Source organism: Stenotrophomonas sp. 2619 (genome assembly GCF_040548725.1).
GTDB lineage: Bacteria > Pseudomonadota > Gammaproteobacteria > Xanthomonadales > Xanthomonadaceae > Stenotrophomonas > Stenotrophomonas maltophilia_AP.
Window position 1 is genome coordinate 136392 of the sequence record NZ_JBEPSF010000003.1, and the last position, 21754, is coordinate 158145.

Annotated in this window: 19 protein-coding genes; 4 read left to right on the top strand and 15 right to left on the bottom strand. The window is 68.0% G+C overall.

Annotated features, from left to right (window positions below; translation table 11 throughout):
• The first annotated feature begins 69 nt into the window (after positions 1 to 69).
• The gene (locus ABIA71_RS04965; protein ID WP_502961048.1) at positions 70 to 1215 is read left to right on the top strand and encodes an ATP-binding protein; all 1146 of its coding nucleotides are present in this window, start codon (positions 70 to 72) and stop codon (positions 1213 to 1215) included.
• A gap of 209 nt (positions 1216 to 1424) precedes the next feature.
• Here ABIA71_RS04965 and ABIA71_RS04970 read toward each other — a convergent pair whose 3' ends face one another.
• The gene (locus tag ABIA71_RS04970; protein WP_354283599.1) at positions 1425 to 3182 is read right to left on the bottom strand and encodes an EAL domain-containing protein; all 1758 of its coding nucleotides are present in this window, start codon (positions 3180 to 3182) and stop codon (positions 1425 to 1427) included.
• A gap of 2 nt (positions 3183 to 3184) precedes the next feature.
• Positions 3185 to 5290, bottom strand: coding sequence for a sensor histidine kinase (locus tag ABIA71_RS04975; protein ID WP_354283601.1), 2106 nt, complete (start codon positions 5288 to 5290; stop codon positions 3185 to 3187).
• A 153-nt stretch (positions 5291 to 5443) separates the two neighbouring features.
• Here ABIA71_RS04975 and ABIA71_RS04980 point away from each other — a divergent pair, with 153 nt between their 5' ends.
• Positions 5444 to 8236 (top strand): EAL domain-containing protein, encoded by a 2793-nt coding sequence (locus tag ABIA71_RS04980; RefSeq protein WP_354283603.1) that lies wholly within the window; start codon positions 5444 to 5446, stop codon positions 8234 to 8236.
• Between the two features lie 220 nt (positions 8237 to 8456).
• On the opposite strand, the gene ABIA71_RS04985 is transcribed toward ABIA71_RS04980, so the two are convergent.
• From ABIA71_RS04985 to ABIA71_RS05020, 8 genes are all read right to left on the bottom strand, one after another.
• The gene (locus tag ABIA71_RS04985; RefSeq protein WP_354283605.1) at positions 8457 to 8912 is read right to left on the bottom strand and encodes a hypothetical protein; all 456 of its coding nucleotides are present in this window, start codon (positions 8910 to 8912) and stop codon (positions 8457 to 8459) included.
• Between the two features lie 163 nt (positions 8913 to 9075).
• Positions 9076 to 10218: a winged helix-turn-helix domain-containing protein gene (locus ABIA71_RS04990; protein WP_354283607.1), complete on the bottom strand. Its 1143-nt coding sequence runs from the start codon at positions 10216 to 10218 to the stop codon at positions 9076 to 9078.
• A gap of 8 nt (positions 10219 to 10226) precedes the next feature.
• Positions 10227 to 10550 (bottom strand): hypothetical protein, encoded by a 324-nt coding sequence (locus ABIA71_RS04995; protein ID WP_354283609.1) that lies wholly within the window; start codon positions 10548 to 10550, stop codon positions 10227 to 10229.
• A 98-nt stretch (positions 10551 to 10648) separates the two neighbouring features.
• Positions 10649 to 11839 carry a methyl-accepting chemotaxis protein gene (locus ABIA71_RS05000; protein WP_038688404.1) on the bottom strand — a complete coding sequence of 397 codons (1191 nt, stop codon included), beginning with the start codon at positions 11837 to 11839 and terminating at the stop codon, positions 10649 to 10651.
• 419 nt (positions 11840 to 12258) lie between these two features.
• Positions 12259 to 12873 carry a high frequency lysogenization protein HflD gene (gene hflD / locus ABIA71_RS05005; RefSeq protein WP_354283612.1) on the bottom strand — a complete coding sequence of 205 codons (615 nt, stop codon included), beginning with the start codon at positions 12871 to 12873 and terminating at the stop codon, positions 12259 to 12261.
• The gene (mnmA, locus tag ABIA71_RS05010; protein ID WP_354283614.1) at positions 12870 to 14009 is read right to left on the bottom strand and encodes a tRNA 2-thiouridine(34) synthase MnmA; all 1140 of its coding nucleotides are present in this window, start codon (positions 14007 to 14009) and stop codon (positions 12870 to 12872) included. The genes hflD and mnmA overlap by 4 nt, the downstream gene beginning before the upstream one ends.
• Positions 14006 to 14467, bottom strand: coding sequence for an NUDIX hydrolase (locus tag ABIA71_RS05015; protein ID WP_354283616.1), 462 nt, complete (start codon positions 14465 to 14467; stop codon positions 14006 to 14008). The genes mnmA and ABIA71_RS05015 overlap by 4 nt, the downstream gene beginning before the upstream one ends.
• A gap of 1 nt (position 14468) precedes the next feature.
• Positions 14469 to 14933: a hypothetical protein gene (locus ABIA71_RS05020; protein ID WP_354283618.1), complete on the bottom strand. Its 465-nt coding sequence runs from the start codon at positions 14931 to 14933 to the stop codon at positions 14469 to 14471.
• A gap of 82 nt (positions 14934 to 15015) precedes the next feature.
• Between ABIA71_RS05020 and clpS the strand changes: the two genes are divergently transcribed.
• Positions 15016 to 15348 carry an ATP-dependent Clp protease adapter ClpS gene (gene clpS / locus ABIA71_RS05025; RefSeq protein ID WP_354283620.1) on the top strand — a complete coding sequence of 111 codons (333 nt, stop codon included), beginning with the start codon at positions 15016 to 15018 and terminating at the stop codon, positions 15346 to 15348.
• On the opposite strand, the gene ABIA71_RS05030 is transcribed toward clpS, so the two are convergent.
• Positions 15345 to 16166: an APH(6)-I family aminoglycoside O-phosphotransferase gene (locus tag ABIA71_RS05030; RefSeq protein ID WP_354283622.1), complete on the bottom strand. Its 822-nt coding sequence runs from the start codon at positions 16164 to 16166 to the stop codon at positions 15345 to 15347. The two genes, clpS and ABIA71_RS05030, sit on opposite strands and share 4 nt — an antisense overlap.
• Before the next feature lie 139 nt (positions 16167 to 16305).
• On the opposite strand from ABIA71_RS05030, the gene clpA reads away from it, so the two are divergent.
• A complete protein-coding gene (gene clpA / locus ABIA71_RS05035) occupies positions 16306 to 18585 on the top strand; it encodes an ATP-dependent Clp protease ATP-binding subunit ClpA (protein WP_137189450.1) in 2280 nt (759 codons plus the stop codon).
• Between the two features lie 130 nt (positions 18586 to 18715).
• On the opposite strand, the gene ABIA71_RS05040 is transcribed toward clpA, so the two are convergent.
• From ABIA71_RS05040 to ABIA71_RS05055, 4 genes are all read right to left on the bottom strand, one after another.
• Entirely contained in the window at positions 18716 to 19087 is a 372-nt protein-coding gene (locus ABIA71_RS05040; protein WP_354283624.1) for a hypothetical protein, read from the bottom strand.
• A 220-nt stretch (positions 19088 to 19307) separates the two neighbouring features.
• Positions 19308 to 19526, bottom strand: coding sequence for a translation initiation factor IF-1 (infA, locus tag ABIA71_RS05045; RefSeq protein ID WP_005409596.1), 219 nt, complete (start codon positions 19524 to 19526; stop codon positions 19308 to 19310).
• A gap of 305 nt (positions 19527 to 19831) precedes the next feature.
• Positions 19832 to 20566 (bottom strand): leucyl/phenylalanyl-tRNA--protein transferase, encoded by a 735-nt coding sequence (gene aat, locus ABIA71_RS05050; RefSeq protein WP_354283626.1) that lies wholly within the window; start codon positions 20564 to 20566, stop codon positions 19832 to 19834.
• Entirely contained in the window at positions 20563 to 21693 is a 1131-nt protein-coding gene (locus ABIA71_RS05055; RefSeq protein ID WP_354283628.1) for a GNAT family N-acetyltransferase, read from the bottom strand. Before ABIA71_RS05055 ends, aat begins: the two co-directional genes overlap by 4 nt.
• Positions 21694 to 21754 lie beyond the last annotated feature (61 nt).

Genomic DNA, 21754 nt, shown 5'->3' on the forward strand with positions numbered 1-21754 from the left:
AACCTTGTCACCGCACCGCTGCCGCCGCAGCCGGTCCTGCTTGCCCTGTTCGAGCGGGTCAACGAAGGCATGCTGTTGTTCCGCGAGGACGGCAGCGTGGCCCTGGCCAATGCCGCGGTCAGCGAAATGCTCGGCCACGCCGAAGACGCCGCCGGCCTGGGCGCGGCGCAATGGCTGCGCCAGCTGCTGCCGCCGGACGCGCTGGAGCACGCCCGCCAGCATGGCCACTGGAACGGCAGCCTGCCGGTCGGCGAGCGCATGGTCATCGCCCACGTCTACCACCACGAGGACGCGGGCCAGCGCCATTACCTGGCGCTGTTCCGCCGCATCGAAGGCCAGGAAGACTACGAACGCGAACTGCAGCAGCGCCATGCCGAGCTGCGCCAGGCCTACCTGCGCCTCAACGGCACCCAGGAAAAGCTGCTGCAGTCGGAGAAGATGGCCTCCATTGGCCAGCTGGCGGCCGGCGTGGCGCACGAGATCAACAACCCGATCGGTTACGTACACTCCAACCTGGGCAGCCTGCAGGAGTACCTGCGCAGCCTGTTCACCGTGATCGAAGCGTATGAGCGCGCCCTGCGCGCGCCGGACCCGAAGGCACTGATCCCGGAAATCGACGATATCCGCACCCGCTTCGACATCGACTTCATCAGCCGCGACCTGCCGCAGCTGATGGCCGAGTCGCGCGAGGGCATCGAGCGGGTGACCCGGATCGTGCGCGACCTGAAGGACTTCTCGTATTCCGGCCGGGATGAATCGTGGAAGCTGGTCGACCTGCATGCCGGGCTCGAGTCCACCATCAACATCATCTGGAACGAGCTCAAGTACAAGGTGACCCTGCAGCGCGAATTCGGCCAGTTGCCGCTGGTGGAATGCCTGCCGTCCGAGCTCAACCAGGTGTACATGAACCTGCTGCTCAACGCCGGCCATGCGATCGCCGATCGCGGCACGATCACCGTGCGCACCGGCGTGGACGGCGACCACGTGTGGGTGGAATTCGAAGACACCGGCGGCGGCATCTCGCCGGACCTGCGCCAGCGCATCTTCGACCCGTTCTTCACCACCAAGCCGGTCGGTAGTGGCACCGGCCTGGGCCTGTCGATCTCCTACAGCATCGTCAACAAGCACCACGGCCGCATCGACCTGGACAGCACCCCCGGCGTAGGCTCCAGGTTCCGCCTGGTACTGCCGATCAAGCAGCCGCGCCCCGCGTAGAGCCGGGCTCTGCCCGGCGCATTCCCCGCGCGTAGAGCCGGGCTCTGCCCGGCTGCCGACATCGCCCGGCGCTCCGGCACCAGCCGACCAACGGTCGGCTCTACCGCGGTGGTTGGCGCGCTCCGGCACCAGCCGACCAACGGTCGGCTCTACCGCGGTGACTGGCGCGCGCGGGCAGCGCAGCCGACCAACGGTCGGCTCTACCGCCCTCAGTCGTCGTCGACTGCAGGCAGCGCCGCTGGCGGGGCGGTGTTGGCCCGGCGCTGTTCCTCGTGCGTGCGGAACGCCTGGTGGATGTGCTTGCGCAGCTCGTCGTCGTTCCACGGCTTGGTCAGGAACCGGTAAATCGCGCCGCGGTTGATCGCGTCGGTCACCGTGTTCAAGTCGGTGTAGCCCGACAGCACCAGCCGGATCGTGTCCGGGTACAGCATTTTGACCCGGCCCAGGAACTCGGTGCCGCTCATGTCGCTCATGCGCTGGTCGGACAGGATCACCTGCACATCGTTGATCGCCAGCAGGTCGAAGGCATCGCGCACGTTGCCGGCCGCCAGGATGCGGTAGCCATCGCGACGGAACAGTCGCACCAGCGAGCGCAGCACGTTCTCCTCGTCGTCCAGCAACAGCAGCGTGCGGTCGGGGCGGGTCTCGGCGAAGGCTTCCGGGCGCAGGTAGCGGCGGCGCAGGGTCATGCCGGCTGCATCGGCCGACATCGGCTCACCGAACAGGTAGCCCTGGAACACGTCGCAATCGTTGCGCCGCAGGAAGCCGAGCTGTGCCTGCGATTCCACGCCGTTGGCGATCACCGTCATGCCCAGCTGGTGGCCCATGGCGATGATGGCGCGCGCAATTGCGGCCTCGCGGTTGCCGGCCGGCGCGCTCTTGATGAAGCTGCGGTCGATCTTCAGCTTGTCCACCGGGTAGCGCACCAGCGCGCTCAGGCTGGAGTCGCCGGTGCCGAAGTTGTCCAGGCTCAGGCTGATCCCTTCGTTGCGCAGGTTGACCAGGGTCTCGTGCACGAAGTTGACGTTGTTGGTCAGCGCGCTTTCGTTGATCTCCAGGGTCAGCATCTGCGCCGGCACGCCGGCAGCCTGCATCACCGACATCACTTCGGCGAAAAAGTTGGGGCGCAGCAGCTGCAGGGTGGAGACGTTGACGGCAATGGTGAAATCATCGAAGCCCTGGTCGCGCCACAGCTTGGCCTGCTTCAGCGCGCCTTCCAGCACCCACGTGCCGATCTGCACGATGATGCCCAGCCGTTCGGCGGTGCGCATGAAGCGCTCCGGCACCAGCATGCCCAGGGTGGGCGACTGCCAGCGCAGCAACGCTTCCATGCCCACCACGTGGCCGTCGCGCGCACTTACCAGCGGCTGGTAGCGCAGCTTCAACTCGCCATTGGGAATGGCGTCCACGATCTGGCGCGCGATGATGCTTTCGCTGTGCGCACTGGACGGCGTGTCCACCGCATGGATGCGCACCGCATTGCCGCCCTCGCGGGCGGCCTGGTGCAGGGCATCTTCGGCGTGGTCAAGCAGGCGCGAGGTGCCGGTGGCATGTTCCGGGCACAGGCTGACGCCCAGCTTGCCGGTCATGAACAGCGTGTACGGCAGCACCGATAACGGCAGTTCCAGCTGCTGGCGGATTTCCTCGGCCAGGTCTTCCGGCAGCGGTACGCCGGCACTGCGCGGCACCGCAATCAGGAACTCGTCGCTGCCATGCCGCCACAGCTTGCCGCAGCCGCGCAGGTGGTGCTGCAGGCGCTGGGCCACCAGTACCAGCGCCTGGTCGCCGACTTCGGCACTCATGTTCTCGTTGACCGACGCGAAATGGTCGATGTCCACGTGCATCAGCATCAGCGGCGTGCCACCGGAGGCGGCCTCGGTGACCATCGCCTGCAGCTCAGGATTGCCCGCGCCCAGGCGCGGCGGTGCGTCCTCGATGCTGACCAGGGGCAGGGAAGGGTTCCACATGTTCAGTGTTCCAGAATTTCAGAAGTGGCCGCAGCGCTGCTGCGATACGGCAGGTACAGGTCGATCAGGGTGCCGGCGCCGTGCGCCGACTCGATACGCAGGGTGCCGCCCACGCTCTGCGCGCGTTCGCGCATCACGATCAGCCCCAGTCCGCGCGGGCCTTCCGGGTCGAAGCCTTCGCCGTCGTCGCGCACCTGCAGGTGCAGGCCCTTGTCGCCGACGTCATGCAGCTGCAGGCTCACCTGGCTGGCGCGCGCGTGGCGCAGCACGTTGGTCAGGCTTTCCTGGGCAATGCGGAAACAGGCCTGCTCGATATCGCCCTGCGGGCGTCGGGGCAGCGCCTGGATGTCGGCCAGCAGTTCGATCGCCGCCGAGCGGAACAGCATGCCGGCCTGCCAGCGCAGCGCGGCTTCCAGCCCCAGCGCATCCAGCTGCGGCGGACGCAGCAGGGTGGAAATGTCGCGCAGCTTGCCAACGGTGGCATCGGCCAGCTGGATGATCTGTTCCAGGTCTTCGCCGCGGCGCGCGGCGTCGGCCTCGTCCTGTGCGGCATACGCCGACAGCTTCATCGCGGTGATCGCCTGGCCGATGTCGTCATGCAGGTCACGCGAGATCGCGCGGCGCTCATCTTCCTGCAGCGAGAACAAGCGCCCGGCCATCGCCTGCAGCTCGCGGTTGCTGGTCTCCAGCGCTTCGCGGATCCGTTCGGGTTCGCTCAGGTCGCGCACGATCAACAGCTTGCAGTTGCGCCCGCCATAGCGCACGTCGCCCACGGCCAGCCCGGCCTGGAAGCGCTGCCGGTCGAGCCGGCGCATGCCGATCACTTCACCGGCGCCGGTGCTCGGCAACGGGATCGGCGCGAACAGCTGCGCCCGCACCCGCGCCAGATCACCGGCGTCCACCAGCGCCGACAGCGGCTCGCCCAGCAGCGTCTGCTGGCCGTAGCCGAACTGCGCCGCCGCGCAGGCGTTGGCATACAGCACGTATTCGTCGGACAGGATCACCACGCCATCGGGCAGCACCCGCACCAGTTCGCGGAACTGCTCTTCGCGCTCACGCAGCAGCCGGCGCGACTGCTCGCGCTCGGTGACATCCTGCAACGTGCCCAGCACGCGGGGCCGGCCGGCGTCGTCGTGCCCGCTTTCGGCGCGCAGGTGCACCATCAGTGCGCGCCCGTCCATCGCCAGCAGCGGCAGCAGCACGTCGATCTGCACCTGTTCGCCGGTCATGTCCTGCAGCAGTTGCTCGCTCAGCGCGGCGGTGGCCGGGTCGGCCGGCACCAGCAGTTCCTCGAAGCGGTGCCAGCGGCGTGCTTCCGGCGGGCGGCGGCCGAGCAGGTGGTAGACCTGGTTGGAATAGCGGCCCAGCCCGGTGGCCGGGTCCACTTCCCACGCGCCGATGCGGGCCATTTCGTGCGCTTCCTCAACCCGCGCCAAGGCCATGTCGCGGCGGCGCAGGGCCTGGGTTTCGCTGGTCCGGTCGATGGCGATCAGCAGCCGGGCGGGCCGGCCGGCGTAATCGATGGCGTTGCTGCGCATCTCCATGCGCCGGCGGGTGCCGTCACGCAGCTGCAGGTCTGCGGTCAGCACGCACAGTTCGCCGGGCTCTGCTCGGATCTGCGCCAGCTTGTCGGCCAGCTGGATCTCCTCGCCGGGCGGCCACAGTGCACTGATCGGCATGGCCATGAACGCCTCGCGGTCCCAGCCGAACAGGCTGCACGCGGCCGGATTCACGTCCAGGATCGCCAGCGAATCCAGGTCGTACACCAGGATCGGCCCGGGGTTGCCCTGGAACATCTGCCGATGGCGGGTTTCGGACGACTCCAGCCGCGAATGGGCGTGCAAGACATGCTGGGCCAGCGGGCGCAGCAGCAGATAGATCAGCCCGGCGCTGGCCACCACGAAGAACGCGCCCTTGGCGGTCTGCCAGCGCGCGGCGGTGGCCATGTCGCCGGCCAGCACCTGCACCGCGGCATCGCTGCACAGGATCCACACCAGGGCCAGCACCAGGTAACCGGCCACCACCCGCCAGCGGTCGCGGCGCAGGGCCTGGGCGAGCGGGCGTTCGGGCGCGGCGGGGTGGGGCAGGCCGGAGGGAGCGACAGGCATGGACGGGTCGGGGACCTTCGGGACGGGCGAACTGCATCTTAGTGGGTGTCATGCCATTTGGGGGTGCATGCCGCGCACCGCTCAATAATTGGCGAAATCCGCCGCTAACGATTGCGTTCCCGGTCGTCGGGTGCGTTATCGGAGTCTTACCGCGTGGACCAAGGGATTATCGCGAGTCTGCTGCAGCACCCATTGGCGTCGGCCTTGGTCATCCTCGACCGGGCCGGGCGGCCGCTGGCGGCCAACCCGGTCGCGCGCGAGCTTGGGTTGCCGGCAACCGTGGCGGCCTATGGCGAGCTGCTTGAAGACCTGCGCCTGCTGGCGGCCGATGGTGGCCTGGTGCCCTGCCAGCTGCCCGGCGGGCCGCGCGGTCGCCTGGACGGCTGGATGCGGGCCGTGCACGACCCGGACGGCAACCTGCTGGCGTTCACGCTGAGCGTGCCCGAGCCGGTGGCCAGCTACGCCGGCAGCCGCTGGGAACTGGCCCTGGACCACGCCGGCCATGGCCTGTGGGACTGGGACCTGCCCAGCGATGCGGTGATCCGGTCGCGGCGCTGGGACGACCAGCCGGTGCCGGCCGAAGAAGTCACCCGGGGCGATGTCGCCGCGGCATTGCTCGCCCCGGTCCACCCGGACGACCAGCCCGCGGTGCGCGCCGCGCTGGACGCCCACCTGCGTGGCGACGGTGACGTCTATACCGCCCAGTACCGGCTGCGCCACCCCGACGGTGACTGGCGCTGGGTGCTCGACCGGGGTCGGGTGGTGGCACGTACCGCCGACGGCCAACCCCTGCGCATGGTGGGCACCCACACCGATATCCAGGCGCAGAAGCAATTGGAGGCGCAGCTGCTGGAGCAGCAGGTGCACCTGCGCGAGGCCCAGCGCATCGCCAGCATGGGCAGCTGGTCGTGGGACCCGGCCCAGCGCCAGTTCTGGTGGTCGCCGGAGTTCCGCGCCCTGCTGGGCGTTGGGGAAGATCCGCTGAGCGGTCGCCGGCGCTGGTTGCGCCAGCTTGAACCGCGCTCGCGCAGCCTGCTGCGCCACGCCTGGCGGCGCATGCTGCGCGACGGCAAGCCGGCCACGCTGGAACTGGAATTGCCGCGCGAGCGCGAAGCCGCGCTACACCTGCGCCTGTGGATGCAACCACTGCTGGGCCCCGACGGCCGCATCCAGCGCCTGCTGGGCCAGGTCCAGAACATCACCGAACAGCACCAGACCGACGCGCTGATCCGCTGGCGCACCGAACTGCTCAACCGCGTGTCGGCGCTGGGCCGCATCGGTGGCTGCGAAATCGAAGTGACCACCCGCCACATGCAGTGGACCGAGGAGTGCTACCGCATCCACGGCCTGCGCAAGGAGCCGATCAGCCTGGACCAGGCGCTGGCCCTGTACACCCAGGATTCGCGCGACGCCTTCGAGGCGGCACTGGAGCGCATCGCCGACGGCGGCCTGCCCGAGCAGCTGGACCTGTGCTTCTACCGCCAGTCCGGCCTGCGCATCTGGGTGCAGGTGCTGATTGAACTGGACCGCCGCGATGGCCTGCCGACCCGCTTCGTGGTGCTGTTCCGTGACATCACCCGCGAACGCGAAGCCAACGAGCGCATCGAACTGCTGGCGCACTACGACCTGCTGACCGGCCTGCCCAACCGCATGCTGCTGCGCGAACAGACCGCCGATGCCATCGAAGAAGCGCGCGACCGGGGTGCACCACTGGCCATGCTGTTCATCGACCTGGACGGTTTCAAGACCATCAACGACACCTTCGGCCACGCCACCGGCGATGCGTTGCTGAAGGCGGCGGCCACCCGCCTGCACCAGAACCTGCGCAACGCCGACCTGTTCGGCCGTTTCAGCGGCGACGAATTCATCGTGGTGCTGCGTGACCTGGCCGACCCCGAGGACGCCGGCCACGTGGCCCGCAAGCTGATCGCCTCGCTGGCCGAACCGCTGCAGCGCGGCGAAACCACGCTGAAGGTGGGCGCCAGCGTGGGCATCGCCATGCTCGACCAGAGCCATCACGACTTCGAATCGCTGCTGCGCGCGGCCGACGCGGCGATGTACGCCGCCAAGGAAGCGGGGCGCAACACCTACCAGTACTACAGCCAGGACGCGCTGGCCAAGATCCAGCGCAAGCTCGAGATCGAGCACGCGCTGCTGGGGGCGATCGAGCGCGAAGAGTTCACCCTGGCCTACCAGCCGCTGCTGCACGCCGAGAACGACCAGCCGCCGGCCATCGAAGCCCTGCTGCGCTGGCATCGGCCCGGGATAGGCTACTGCAGCCCGGCCGAGTTCATTCCGATCGCCGAAAAGTGCGGCGAGATCGTCCGCATCGGCGACTGGGTGCTGGCCGAGGCCTGCCGCCAGGCGGCCGCCTGGGATGCCGCCGGCCTGGCGTTCGACCGCGTGGCGGTCAACGTTTCGGCCGTGCAGCTGCGTGACCGCGGCTTTGCCGAACGCGTGATCGACATCTGCCATGCCCACGGCTGGCCGCCGCAGCGGTTGGAACTGGAGCTGACCGAGTCGGCATTGATCCGCGATACCGACGTATTGCGCCACTGCTTCGACGTGCTCGAACGCCACGGCGTACCGCTGGCGGTGGACGACTTCGGCACCGGTTTCTCCAACCTGCATTACCTCAACCGCTTCCCGGTGGGCCGCCTGAAGATCGACCGCAGTTTCGTGCAGGGCATGCTGCACGACACCGGCACCGCCGAAGTCACCCAGGCCATCGTCCACCTGGGCCATGCGCTGGGCATGAAGGTGGTCGCCGAGGGTGTGGAAACCGAGCAGGAAGAGGCCATGCTGCGTCGCCAGGGGTGCGACGAGATCCAGGGCTACCTGTATTCGCGCCCGCTCACCCCGCGCGACCTGGCGCAATGGCTGAAGGCCGGCAGCACCCGCATCGCACCCCGCGAGGCGGTGGTCGCGCTGAGCCACGCGGTCTGAGCGCGCGCGATCACGGTGGAGCCGACCGTTGGTCGGCTGTTCCCAGCGCAGCCGACCAACGGTCGGCTCTACCTGTGTCGGAACCCGTGGGTGGTTTTATCCTGCGGCCGCGGCATCTCCGCCACCGTGTCCCGACGCGCGCGACCGCAATACATCTGCTGGCCGCGCTCAAGCCGCGGTAGAGCCGACCGTTGGTCGGCTGCATCCGTAGGCGGCGGGCTTACCCCTGCGGCCCCGGTATCTCCGCCACCGTGTCACCTTCGTAGGTCTGCACGGCCATGCGGTAGATGTCGGTCCAGTCGCTGTCGGGCCCAGGGCCCAGCCGGTGTCGGGCGCCGAACACATAGACCGTTTCGCCCAGCGACATGTGCGCGATCAGGTGTTGCGCGGCAAGGCTGACCTGGAACTGGTGCAGGAACGCCATCGGCTGCCCCTGGTGGTACAACCAGGCCGGCTCACCGACCCACTTCGGCTTGGCATCCATGCAGGGAAAGGCGTCTGCCAGCCGGGTGGCCAGCCATTTCCTGCGCGGCGTGGGCGCGCCCTGTTCGTGGTACTCGCGATAGAGCTGATGGGCGAAGTCGTCGGCACCATCGGCCTCGATCGACGCGGCGTGCCGTTCCGCCACCGTCATGGCTTCGCCCCAGAAGAGATGGAAATCGGTCAGTTCGGCCATGCTGTTCCTTGTTCAGGCCGGCACCGCTGCGGGCCGGCAAGGGAACAGAGAATAGCCCGACAGCGGCCGATCCAGATCGGTTGTCGCCAGGCCGCGCGACGCCACGCCAGCGCGGGGCAGGGCGGATGCCGCCGCGATCGCCTGCAGGTGGGGCATGGGCCTGCTAGCGCCGGGTCGTGCGATCCAGGGCGTGGTCGTCCAGTGTCGGGCACTGGTTGAACACTGCGAACCGCTGCAGCGCCGTGCGCAGGGCAGGCAGGAAATGGTCCCGATCCAGACCGTCGCGCTCGATATGCAGGCTCAGCACCTCCAGCCGCCGCTCGCTACGGTGCGCCTTGCAGTCCACCCGGCCCACCACCTGGTCCCCGTACAGCAGGGGCAGGCAGAAGTAGCCATGCACGCGCTTGCTGGCGGGCACATAGCACTCGATCCGGTAATCGAACGCGAACAGGGCACTCAAGCGCTCCCGGTGGATGACCAGGTTGTCGAACGGCGAGAGGATCCTCACCTCGCGACGCAGTCGCATCGGGCGATCCAGTGCAACCACATCGACGTAGGTGGTCGCCCCATCGTCGCCCTTCCACACACGCAGTTGCCCCGCATCGACCCGTTCATCGACCACGGCGCGCATCGCATCCCGCAGGTCTTTTCCGGGCTGCAGGTGCAGCAGCTGCTTCAGGGTGAACACGCCGTGTGACCGCCGCGTGGTCTCGAGCAGGTAGGCCGCATACTCGCCCAGGGTGGGAACGCTCAGGTCGATGTCGTCGGGCAGGCAGCGCTCGGCCAGATCGTAGGATTTCTCCATGCCATTGCGTTCGCACACCATCAGGTCGCCGCGCATGAACAAGGTCTCGAACGCGCGCCGGCCGGGCCCCTGGTTCCACCAGCTGCCCGCCTCCTTGGTGCTCGGTTCCAGGTGGCGCATCCGCAGCGGGCCGTCGGTGCGGATCCGTGCCAGGATCTGCTGCATCAACCGCGGGTCACCGCCACGGAAGTAACGGCTTTCTCCGTCCCGGATCGAGCGCATCCGGCGCAGCGCGTAACGGTAATCGCGCATCGGAAGATAGGCGGCGGCGTGGTACCAGTACTCGAAGATCTGCCGCTCGCCCACCAGGCGGTTCAAGTGCGCCGGGTCGTAATCGGGTACCCGGTTCCACAGCACGTGGTGATGCGCGCGCTCCACCACCGACAACGTATCGATCTGCACGTAGCCCAGGTGGGCGATGGCGCGATGGGTTGCCGCCGGACCGTCGCCGAACGGTGCCCGAGACGCCAGCCCCTGCGCATGCAGTGCCAGGCGTCTCAAGCCGGAGGTCATGGGCGGTGCGCGGGATGCTTCGGATCTGGCGACGTGGTCACCACGGCATCGCCACTCAGTCCCAGGTCCCAGGCCAGGCCGATCAGGGCCGGGTCCATGGCGGCCGAGCCCAGCGGCTCGGCAAGCCCACCCTGCGCCGCCAATGTCGCCAGTTCCCGCTGCGCCACCTGTTCCAGCTGGGCCAGCAACGCGCGGCCCCGCAACGGCTCGGGCATGCGGGCAGGCGAGGGCGGGGAGATGCGTTCCTCAGGTACCGCCACTGCCTCGGGCAGGGGGGCGGAAGAGGAGGGTGCGGCATGGGGGGCGTTCGTCAACAGCATGGGTCGATCATCTGCAGCCAGGACGGATCTTGCAAGCACGACGGCCCCGGGGAAACCGGGGCCGTCGTGGGCGCCGTTGCCGGCGCGGAACATCTGGGTCAGAACAGCTCGACCGCGCCAGCGGCCATGCTCTGCTGGGCAACAGCCTTGTGCGGCGGGCGTTCCCACTCGCTGCGCATTTCACGCAGGCGGCTGCCGGTGCGCTGCAGGGCGCTGACGACTTCTTCGTCGAACACGCCGCCATTGCGGTGCAACAGCTCCTGCAGGGCCACCGCTTCGCGGTTGATGGCGGTCAGGCGGTCCAGGTGGGTATGCACGCCGCCCAGGGCCTGGGTGGCGATGTCTTCGAACTGCAGGGCGCGGACCGCTTCGGCCACGCTGCTGTCGATGGCACGGCCGCACTCGGAGATCTCGCGCATGCCGTCGCCGAGCGAGGCATTGATCTGCGCCACGTTGTCCAGCATCTGCGCTGCTTCGTGACGCGCTTCGCGGGAACGGTCCATGTCGCGCGAGGCCATGTGCGAGACCGTCTCGCGGACCTTGGCGATGGCGTCCTTGGAGCTGTGCGCCAGCTTGCGGATCTGCTCGTTGAACGTGGTGGAACGCTCGGACAGGTTGCGCACCTCGTCGGCCACCACCGCGAAGCCGCGACCGGCCTCACCGGCACGCGCCGCTTCGATGGCCGCGTTCAGCGCCAGCAGGTTGGTCTGGTCGGCAATCGACTTGACGTCTTCCAGCAGGGCGAAGATGCCATCCAGGTGCTGCGCCATCTGGTCGATGTGCTGCACGGTGTTGCTGCTCTGGCCGCTCACCTGCTCCAGGGCTTCCACCAGCTGTTCCATGCGGTGGCTGGCATGCTGGGCGAAGCGGGCGACGTCGACACCGGCGCCACCATCTTCACCGGCACGGTCGACGATGCGGGCCAATGCCTGGCTTTGCTGACGGGACTTGCGGTTCATGGCGTCGAAGCTGCCACCCAGGCCGCTGACCGCGTGGCGGATCAGGTCGCGGGCACGTTCGACTTCGCCGCGCGAGCCGTCCACTTCGTTGGCAACGAAGCTGCGCAACTCGGTGAGCAGCTGGTCCTGCTCACGCAGGATGCGGGCGTGCTCGGGTGACCGCTGGGTCTGGGCCCGGGCGGTCCACCAGGCAAAGCCCAGCCAGCTGAGCGTCATCGTAGTCAGGATGGCCCAGCGCAGCGCGGCGGGCCATTCGAAACCGATGGCGAAAGGAAGAAGCAGGGTCAGGACCAGGGGGGCGGCCAGACGGATGAAGATGCGTGAGTACATGGACGTTCTCGGGAAGTGCACGGTTGATGTATCGGCCGTACCCCCATTTGCTTTAGTGCTGCACTGCACATTCCATCGAAAAACCTGCCCGCGGTAGAGCCACCCCATGGGTGGCTGCGGGATCCCCAGCCCCCCCCAGCCACCCATGGGGTGGCTCTACCCGCATCCATCAACGGTAGGGCCACCCCACGGGTGGCTGCACGCGCCCCTCACCCCGAAGCCACACAGGGTGTGGCTCTACCCGCATCCATCAACGGTAGAGCCACCCCATGGGTGGCTGCACGTAACCCCTCATCCCGAAGCCACACAGGGTGTGGCTCTACCCGCATCCATCAACGGTAGAGCCACCCCATGGGTGGCTGCACGCAACCCCTCATCCCGAAGCCACACAGGGTGTGGCTCTACCCGCCCGCCGTGAATCAGCGCAGCTGGCGGTCCACCGCTTCGATCATCGCCTTGCGCGAGAACAGGAAGTCCCAGTACTGGCCGCCGGTCTGGCGCCACAGCACCGCCGAACGCACCGCCGCCAGCAGCAGGGCGCGGATCTCGGCCACCACCCCGGCCTGGCCCAGGTAGTGCGGGTTGCCCTGCACCATCACCCGCGGCTTGAGGTTGCTGATGGTGTCCGCGTACAACCCGCCGAGGGCGGCCAGCACGTCCGGGTGGGCGCTGTCGCCGAGCTCGGTGGCCTGGCGCTGGGCGCGCTCGATGCCGTGGCTCACCTTGTCCACCACCGCATGCTCACGCACGAACCGGCGCTCCAGCTGCAGCACGGCCAGCGCCAGGCGGGGCAGGGCGTCGTCCTGGCCCTGGTTGCGGAAGTAGTTGTGCAGCAGGCGCAGCCCCGGGGCCACGTTGGCCGGGCTGCCGTAGATGGCCTGCGGGGTCTCGGCATCAATGCGGAACACGCTGTCCACGGCGGTGCGCACCACGGCCGCTTCGGAGTGGCCGGTTTCGGCGATGCGGCGCACCTGCTGCAGGGCCTGGGCGATGCCGGCCAGTGCAAGAACGCGGTCGTCGACGGAAAAACTCATGCAGCAGATACCTCAAAGGGGGAAGGGGCAGTCCGCAGCCGCTGTTCCAGCGGCGCGTCGGTGGCGGCGATCACCGCGCCACCCAGGCAGACCTCATCGTCATACAACACCAGCGATTGACCGGGGGTGACGGCGCGTTGCGGGCGCACGAACAGCACCTCCAGGGTGCCGTCGTCGCGCACGGTCACCGTGCAGGGTTCATCGGGCTGGCGGTAACGGGTCTGCGCGGTGCAGTCGAACCGGCGGGCGGGCGGTGCGCCGGCGATCCAGTGGGCGGGCTCGGAATGCAGCCGGGTCGAGAGCAGCCAGGGGCTGTCGCGGTCCTGGTCCACGTAGAGCACGTTGCTGGCCACGTCCTTGCCCACCACATACCAGGGCGCGGCCGGGCGGCCACGCACGCCGCCGATGTTCAGGCCTTCGCGCTGGCCCAGTGTGAAATAGAACACGCCGGGGTGCTCGGCGATCAGCGCGCCGTCCGGGTCGCGGATCTCGCCGGCCTTGGCCGGCAGGTAGCGGCCCAGGAACTCGCGGAAGTCGCGCTCGCCGATGAAGCAGATCCCGGTGGAATCCTTCTTGGCGTGGGTCGGCAGCCGCGCGTCGCGGGCGATCCGGCGCAGGTCGTTCTTCTGCAGGTCGCCGATCGGGAACAGGGTGGCCGCCAGTTGTTCCTGGCCCAGCTGGTGCAGGAAGTAGCTCTGGTCCTTGCTGCGGTCGGCGCCGCGCAGCAGCGCCCAGCGCCCGCCCACCTGCGCCACGCGGGCGTAGTGGCCGGTGGCGATGCGTTCGGCGCCGAGCTCGCGGGCCGCGTCCAGGAAGTGCTTGAACTTCACTTCCCGGTTGCACAGCACGTCCGGGTTCGGGGTGCGGCCAGCGGCATATTCGGCCAGGAAGTGCGCGAACACGCCCTGCCAGTACTCGCTGGAGAAATCGCGGAAGTGGAACGGGATGCCCAGCAGGCCGCAGACGGCCACCGCGTCGCGGCGGTCGTCCTCGGCCCGGCAGTCGCCGCTGCCGTCATCGGCCCAGTTCTGCATGAACAGTCCGGCCACCGGCTCGCCCTGCTGGACCAGCCGCCAGGCCGCCACCGAAGAGTCCACGCCGCCGGACACGCCGACCATCACCCGGGGAGTGCTCATGCGGTTTCCTTCAGGAGCGACAGGGGATGGCGCTGGCCGCCCAGGTAGTCGGCCACCACCTCCCAGACCAGCGGGCTGCGCAGGCGTGCCGCGCTGGCCTGCAGCTCGGCCGGGGTCATCCACAGCGCGCGCAGGATGCCCGCGTCCAGCGACCGGGCCGGATCGTGCTCGACTGGCGTGGCGGCGAAGGCGAAGCGCAGGAAGGCCGTGCCGTCGGGCGCGGTCCACTGGTAAACCCCGATGAAGGCGCTCAGGCGCACCGTCCAGCCGGTTTCTTCCAGCGTCTCGCGCACCGCGGCCGCGGCCAGGCTTTCGCCCGGCTCCAGGTGGCCGGCCGGTTGGTTGAGCACGTCGCGGCCGTCGATCCGCTCTTCCACCAGCAACAGGCGCCCGTCACGCACCACAACGGTGGCGACGGTGACATGGGGCGTCCAGCGTGGGTCCTGCACGGCATTCACTTCAGTATTCGTCCGTCTCGGTCAGTTCGTTTTCCATGGCATCGGCGGTGCGCATGGCCGCATCGATGGCATCGCTCAGGGCGGCCGAGCTGGCATTGGCGTCCACCTTGACCACGAACATGGCCAGCTGGTCCTGCTTCACCCAGGCGCCCAGTTTGGCGTCCTGCGAGTCTTCCAGCAGGCGGTTGGCCACCGCGGCGGGGAACTGCTTGCCGGGGGAGTTGTAGCCGGGCGACCAGATCTCGCGGATCTTGTGGCTGCCGAACTCTTCCACCGACGAACGCACGAACACCAGCTGGGTGCGGTCATCGCCGGCATCGAAGACCAGCTTGTAGTCGCCGTCCTCGTCGATCTCGTAGGGGTAGTCCAGCTGCTTGAGCACACGGCCGACGGCCTTGTCGGGTTCGGCTGCGTGGGCGCCGAACATCGTGGCGGTCAGCAACAGCGCGGTGACGATCCTTTTCATGAAATCCCTGTGAAAGTGTGGGGTGGATGTGCAGATTGTGAAGGGCGACAGAGGCGGCGTCCAATCCCGCTATAATGCGGGGATGCCCCGCGAGCCCTCCCAAGAACCCCACCACGATCACGGCGTCATGCTGGAACCGGCCCGGCCGGAGGTGGCGCCGCCGCCGTTCTACCAGGTGATGCTGCTGAACGATGACTACACCCCGATGGATTTCGTGGTGACCGTCCTGCAGAGCTTCTTTGCCATGGACCTGGACAAGGCCACCCAGGTGATGCTCCACGTGCATACCCGCGGTCGCGGGGTGTGCGGGGTGTTCACCCGTGAGGTTGCCGAGTCCAAGGTCGCCCAGGTCAACGAATTCTCGCGCATGAACCAGCACCCGCTGCTGTGCACGATGGAGAAGACCGGCGGCTAGCCGCCGGCGCGTGCCAGCTGACCCAGGGCCAGGGCCGCCACCGCCAGGTCGACGTCGGCGTTGCTGCCATCCTCAAGGAACCACACCGCCGACAGTCCGGCGCTGGCCGCGATCCAGCGCAGCAGGCGCGTGCGCTCCAGTCCCGCCAGCGCGCTGACCTGGTCCACGCGGCGGTCAAAGGTGTCCGGGTGGACGGCCACGTGGATGCCCGGTCCGCACAGGTCCGGGTTGCAGAACAGCACGGTGTAGTCGAAGGCGCGGTCGCCGAGCAGCCGCTTGGGGTCGATGGCCAGCCAGCCGCGCGTGCCCCCGTCGACCACGTTGTCGTGGTGCAGGTCGCCATGCAGCGGGCGCACCTCGATCTGCGCGTCCAGCACTGCCGACGCCAGCGATCTGCACTGTTCCAGCAATGGCGACAGCGCCACGCCGGGTTGCAGCAGCGCCTGGAACCACTCCCGCAGCGTTACCAGCTCCTCCGGCAGCGCGCCGCGTGGGCGGTGCAGGCGTTCGGCGGTCGTGCACAATAGCGTGGTGGCCCGTGCATCCTGGCCGGCGATGGACATCGCCCGCAGTGAACCGCCCGGCTGGGCGCGCTCCAGCAGGACCGCCTCGTGGTCGTGGGCCAGCAGCCGCACCGCGCCATCGCCGTCCCACCAGCGCAGCAGGCGGTGGCCGTTGCGCTCCTCGGTCTCCGTGCTCACCTTCAACATGGCCGCGGAACCGTCGGGGAGGCGGACCGGCCACAGCCGGGCGTGCGGGGTGGTGATGACGTTGCCATCACGGACAAGCTGCCATTTCGTGAGCTGGAGTTCAGGCATCATGGAGTCACTGGGAAGGACCTTGGGGAATCCGGGTGGGATTGGACCGCTAACGCCGTCTGAACGCACCGATCCGCTAGGGTGATGGAAATTGCGCAGCTAGGCCGCATATTGTTCCCACCTGCCGCCGGAGTAGAACATGTTCAGTAAAGACCTCGAACACACCATCGGTCAGTGCTACAAGCGCGCCCGTGAGGCCCGGCATGAATTCATGACGGTGGAACACCTGCTGCTGGCACTGCTCGACAACCCGTCCGCCCAAGCCGTGTTGAAGGCATGCGGGGCCGACGCCGAGCGCCTGCGCCAGGAGCTGGAACAGGCCATCGAGGCCTCGGTCTCGCGCCTGGCCGAAGATGATGGCCGCGATACCCAGCCCACGTTGGGCTTCCAGCGCGTGCTGCAGCGGGCCGTGTACCACGTGCAGTCCTCGGGCAAGAAGGAGGTGACCGGCGCCAACGTGCTGGTGGCCATCTTCGGCGAGAAGGACTCCCACGCGGTGTATTACCTCAACCAGCAGGACGTGACCCGGCTGGATATCGTCAATTACCTGTCCCACGGCATCGCCAAGCTGGGCGAAGACGGCGAAGTGCCGCCGGCGGCCGACGGCGAAGGCCGCGCCGAGGGCGGCGAGGGCGAAGGCAAGGGCGATGCGCTGGCGGAGTTTGCCAGCAACCTCAACGAGGCCGCCCGCAATGGCCGGATCGACCCGCTGGTCGGTCGTCGCGACGAAATCGAGCGCACCATCCAGGTGCTGTGCCGCCGCCGCAAGAACAACCCGCTCTACGTGGGCGAAGCCGGCGTGGGCAAGACCGCCATCGCCGAAGGCCTGGCCAAGCGCATCGTCGAAGGCTCGGTGCCTGACGTGCTGGCCGATGCCATCATCTATTCGCTCGACCTGGGCGCACTGGTGGCCGGCACCAAGTACCGCGGCGACTTCGAAAAGCGCCTCAAGGGCGTGCTCACCGCACTGAAGAAGATGCCCAACGCGGTGCTGTTCATCGATGAGATCCACACCATCATCGGTGCCGGGTCGGCGTCGGGCGGCACCATGGACGCCTCCAACCTGATCAAGCCGGCCCTGGCGTCGGGCGAGCTGCGCTGCATCGGCTCGACCACCTTCCAGGAATACCGCGGCATCTTCGAGAAGGACCGCGCGCTGGCGCGGCGCTTCCAGAAGATCGACATCGTGGAGCCCACCGTGGGCGAAACCTACGAGATCCTGCAGGGCCTCAAGCCGCGTTACGAAGCGCACCACGGCGTGACTTACGCCGACGATGCGCTGCAGGCCGCGGTGGACCTGTCGGTCAAGCACATCGGTGACCGCCTGCTGCCGGACAAGGCGATCGACGTGATCGACGAAGCCGGCGCCCGCCAGCGCCTGTTGCCCGAGGGCGAGCGCAAGGAGCTGATCGACATCGAGGAAATCGAAACGATCGTGGCTAAGATGGCGCGTATCCCGGCCAAGCAGGTCAGCGCCACCGACAAGGACGTGCTGCAGCACCTGGAGCGCAACCTGAAGATGGTGATCTTCGGCCAGGATCCGGCCATCGAGACGCTGTCGTCGGCGATCAAGCTGGCCCGTTCCGGCCTGGCCAACCCGGAAAAGCCGATCGGCAACTTCCTGTTCGCCGGTCCCACCGGTGTGGGCAAGACCGAGGTGACCAAGCAGCTCGCGCTGCAGCTGGGCATCGAGCTGGTGCGCTTCGACATGAGCGAGTACATGGAGCCGCATTCGATCAGCCGCCTGATCGGTGCGCCCCCGGGCTATGTCGGCTTCGACCAGGGCGGCCTGCTCACCGAGAAGATCGTCAAGACCCCGCACTGCGTGCTGCTGCTGGACGAGGTGGAAAAAGCCCACCCGGACATCTTCAACATCCTGCTGCAGGTCATGGACCGTGGCGTGCTCACCGACACCAACGGGCGCGAAGCCAACTTCAAGAACGTGGTGCTGGTGATGACCACCAATGCCGGCGCGGCCCAGGCCTCGCGGCGTTCGATCGGCTTTACCCGCCAGGATCACGCCACCGACGCGATGGAAATCCTGCGCAAGAGCTTCACGCCGGAATTCCGCAACCGCCTCGATGCGGTGGTGCAGTTCCAGCCGCTGGGCTTCGAGCACATCCTGCGCGTGGTGGACAAGTTCCTGATCGAGCTGGAAATGCTGTTGCAGGAAAAGCACGTCAGCCTGTCGGCCACCCCGACCGCGCGCGACTGGCTGGCCCGCCATGGCTTCGACCCGCTGATGGGCGCCCGCCCGATGGCGCGTGTGATCCAGGACAAGGTCAAGCGTCCGCTCGCCGACGAACTGCTGTTCGGCAAGCTGGTCAACGGTGGCCGGGTGAGCATCGACGTGCGCGACGACGAGTTGTTCGTGGAAACGCAGGCCGAGCCGGAGCGCCTGTTGCCGGCAACGGTGTAGGTTACGACCGTGGGTCGTGACAGTTGACCGGTGCGTGATCGCGCCGGGCTGGTGCCTGCTGCGCTGACGCAGCAGGCATGCCATGAAAAGGCCCCGCAAGGGGCTTTTTCATGGGCGCCGATCCCAGTGCTCAGCGCCGTGCGCGCGCCCGCGCACCGAACTGCTGCGGCGTGATCGGCTCTACCTCGGTCACGGCGCACTTCTGCGTTTTGGTGCGCAGGCTGCTGGCGCCGCCGCTGCACAGCTGCCCGTCGCGCTCGGGGGTGACAAAGCGCAGGTCCGAGCTCTGTGCGGCGCTGGTGCAGCTGTCCTTGAAGCGCACGATGTAGTGCTGGTCGGCGTTGCGCAGCAGGATGTCGCGGTCGGCGCCGGCGCGCACGATCTGCTGGTCGGCCGACAGCGTGATGCAGGCGGTATCGGCAGCGGGCACCGGTTCGGCAGCCTGGGCCGCAGTGGCAAGGCAGGTGCAGGCCAGCAGGCTGAGCAGGGACAGGGTCTTCATGGCAGGGGCCGGGGGATGGCGATCCGGATTGGATCGACAACCAGAGTGCCGGGTGACGCGCCAGTGCGAATCTGCGGCAAGGCAGCCTTACCGATGTCAGGGTGCACAGGGTCAGGGTGCCGCTTGGCAGGGGTGGCCGCTTTCATCGCGGCCACGCAAAAAGGCCAGCTCCTGGCTGGCCTTCTGGCGGGGCTTCTGTTGGGAAGCCGCCCCGAACCGCTTACTTCATGCGGTACGTAATACGGCCCTTGGTCAGGTCGTAGGGCGTCATTTCGACCTTGACACGGTCGCCCGTCAGGATGCGGATGTAGTTCTTGCGCATGCGGCCGGAGATGTGGGCGATGATTTCATGCCCATTTTCCAGTCGTACGCGGAAAGTGGTGTTCGGCAGCGTCTCGCTGACGGTGCCTTCGAACTCGATGGAGTCGTCTTTCGACATGTAGTCCTGTGCAGTTCTGTAAACGGCCGAGCTGGCCTTAAGAGCGGGCATTTTACGCGGGTTCGCCCGTTCATGCAAAGTTTGCGTTAAGCGGCCCGGTTTACCGGCCATTCACCGCCTCGGCACACCCACCGCAACCCAGTCCATGGACCGGGTTGCGACGATGTCGGACGCTGCAACCCGATCCACGGACCGGTAGTGCCGGCCGCTGGCCGGCTCACCACAATGTCTGACGCGCCAGCCGACGCCGGCCGCTGGCCGGCTCACCACAATGTCTGACGCTGGCCGGCGCCTCACGATCCCGGCTAGGCCAGCGCCGCAGCGGCCATCTCACCAAACCGCTCCGTCCAGCTGCCGGCCGGCACGTCCTGGCGCACCTGCGCCCGAACCAGTGCCAGGAAGCGCTCACGCGGCCAGTGTTCGGCCCCCATGCTCAGCAGGTGATCGTTCTCCACCTGGGCATCGATCAGTGGCCAGCCCCACTGTGCCAAGCGATGGGCCAACGCCGCCAGCGCCACCTTGGAGCCGCCACTGGCAGCGCTGAACATGCTCTCCCCGAAGAACATCTGCCCGATCGCCACGCCGTAGATGCCGCCCACCAGCTGCTCGCCATCGAACACTTCCACCGAATGCGCGTGCCCCATCCGGTGCAGGGCCACATACGCGTCGCGCATCCCCTCGGTGATCCACGTGCCGTCCTGGCCCGGGCGAAAACTGCCCGCGCAGGCGCCGATCACCTCGGCAAAGCAGGTGTCGGCACGCACCACCCACGGGCTGGCGCGCAGGCTGCGGCGGAACCGCGACGACAGATGCACGCCGTCGGTGCGGAACACCATGCGCGGATCCGGCGACCACCACAGCAGCGGCTGCCCGTCGGAAAACCACGGAAAGACGCCGCCGGCATAGGCATTGAGCAGGCGCACCGGCGTCAGGTCACCGCCGACGGCCAGCAGCCCGTCCGGTTCGCGCAGCGCGGTTTCGGCAGGGGGGAAGGGGGCATCGGCGCGCGCATCCAGCGCCCAGGGCAGGCGGCGGGTCATACCGGGTCTTCGGATTTGAATGGACTGTGTCCGGCCAAGGTCTGCGCATAGCGCGCCACCTCGTCGCGCTCGTGCCCGCACCAGTCAGCCAGCGCTTCGGCAAAGGCGGGCTCGGCTACCCAGTGGCGGCTGCGCACCGTCTGCGGCAGGAAGCCACGCGCCAGCTTGTGCTCGCCCTGCGCACCAGGCTCGAAATGCGCCAGGCCTTCGCGCAGGCAGTACTCGATGCCCTGGTAGTAGCAGGTTTCAAAATGCAGGCCGGGCAGGGTGGCCCCGCCCCAGTAACGCCCATACAGCGTGGTGGTGCCGCGCAGGCATAGCGCGCCGGCCACGGGCGCGTCGTCGATCAGGGCCAAAAAAATCACCAGCTGGCGCGGCATCCGGGCGGCCAGGTGGCGCAGGAACGGCAGGGTCAGTGCCGGTGCGTTGCCGTACTCGGCAAAGGTCTGCAGGTAGAAGCCGTGCATTGCCAGCAGGTCGTCTTCGCTGGCTTCATCGCCATGCACGATCCGATAGGTCACACCGCTGCGTGCCAGCTTGGCGCGCTCCTGGCGGATGTTCTTGCGGTGCTTGTGGTTCATCGCCGCCAGGAAGTCGCCGAACTCGCGCCACTGGCCGGTGTTGTGCCACTGGAACTGGATGTCCTCGCGCAGCATCCAGCCCGGTCCGAACGCAGCCTCCTCTTCGGCCGGATGGAAGTTGATGTGCGCCGACGACCAGCCCATGCGCGCCACTTCGGTACGCAGCCGCTCGGCCAGCACGGCGCGGTCGGCATCCTCGCGCGCCAGCAGCCGCGGCCCGGTCACGGGCGAGTACGGCACCGCCCCCAGCCACTTCGGGAAGTAGTCCAGGCCGTGGCGCGCGTAGGCGTTGGCCCAGGCGTGGTCGAACACGAACTCGCCGTGCGAGTTGTCCTTCAGGTAGCCCGGGAGGGCGGCGACCAGCGTGTCGCCCTCCCATAGCGTGAAATGGCGCGGTCGCCAGCCCCATTCCGGGCGCAGACAGCCATGGTCTTCCAGGCCGGCCAGGAAGGCATGGCTGACGAACGGGTTGCTGCCGTCATGGAGGGCGTCCCAAGCGGTGGCGGGGACATCGGACAGACGATGCAGGAAGCGTGGATCGGGCATGTGGGGAGGATAGGGCAGAGCGGTGGGAAGCGGGTGCGTGATGGGGCGCCATGAAAAAGGC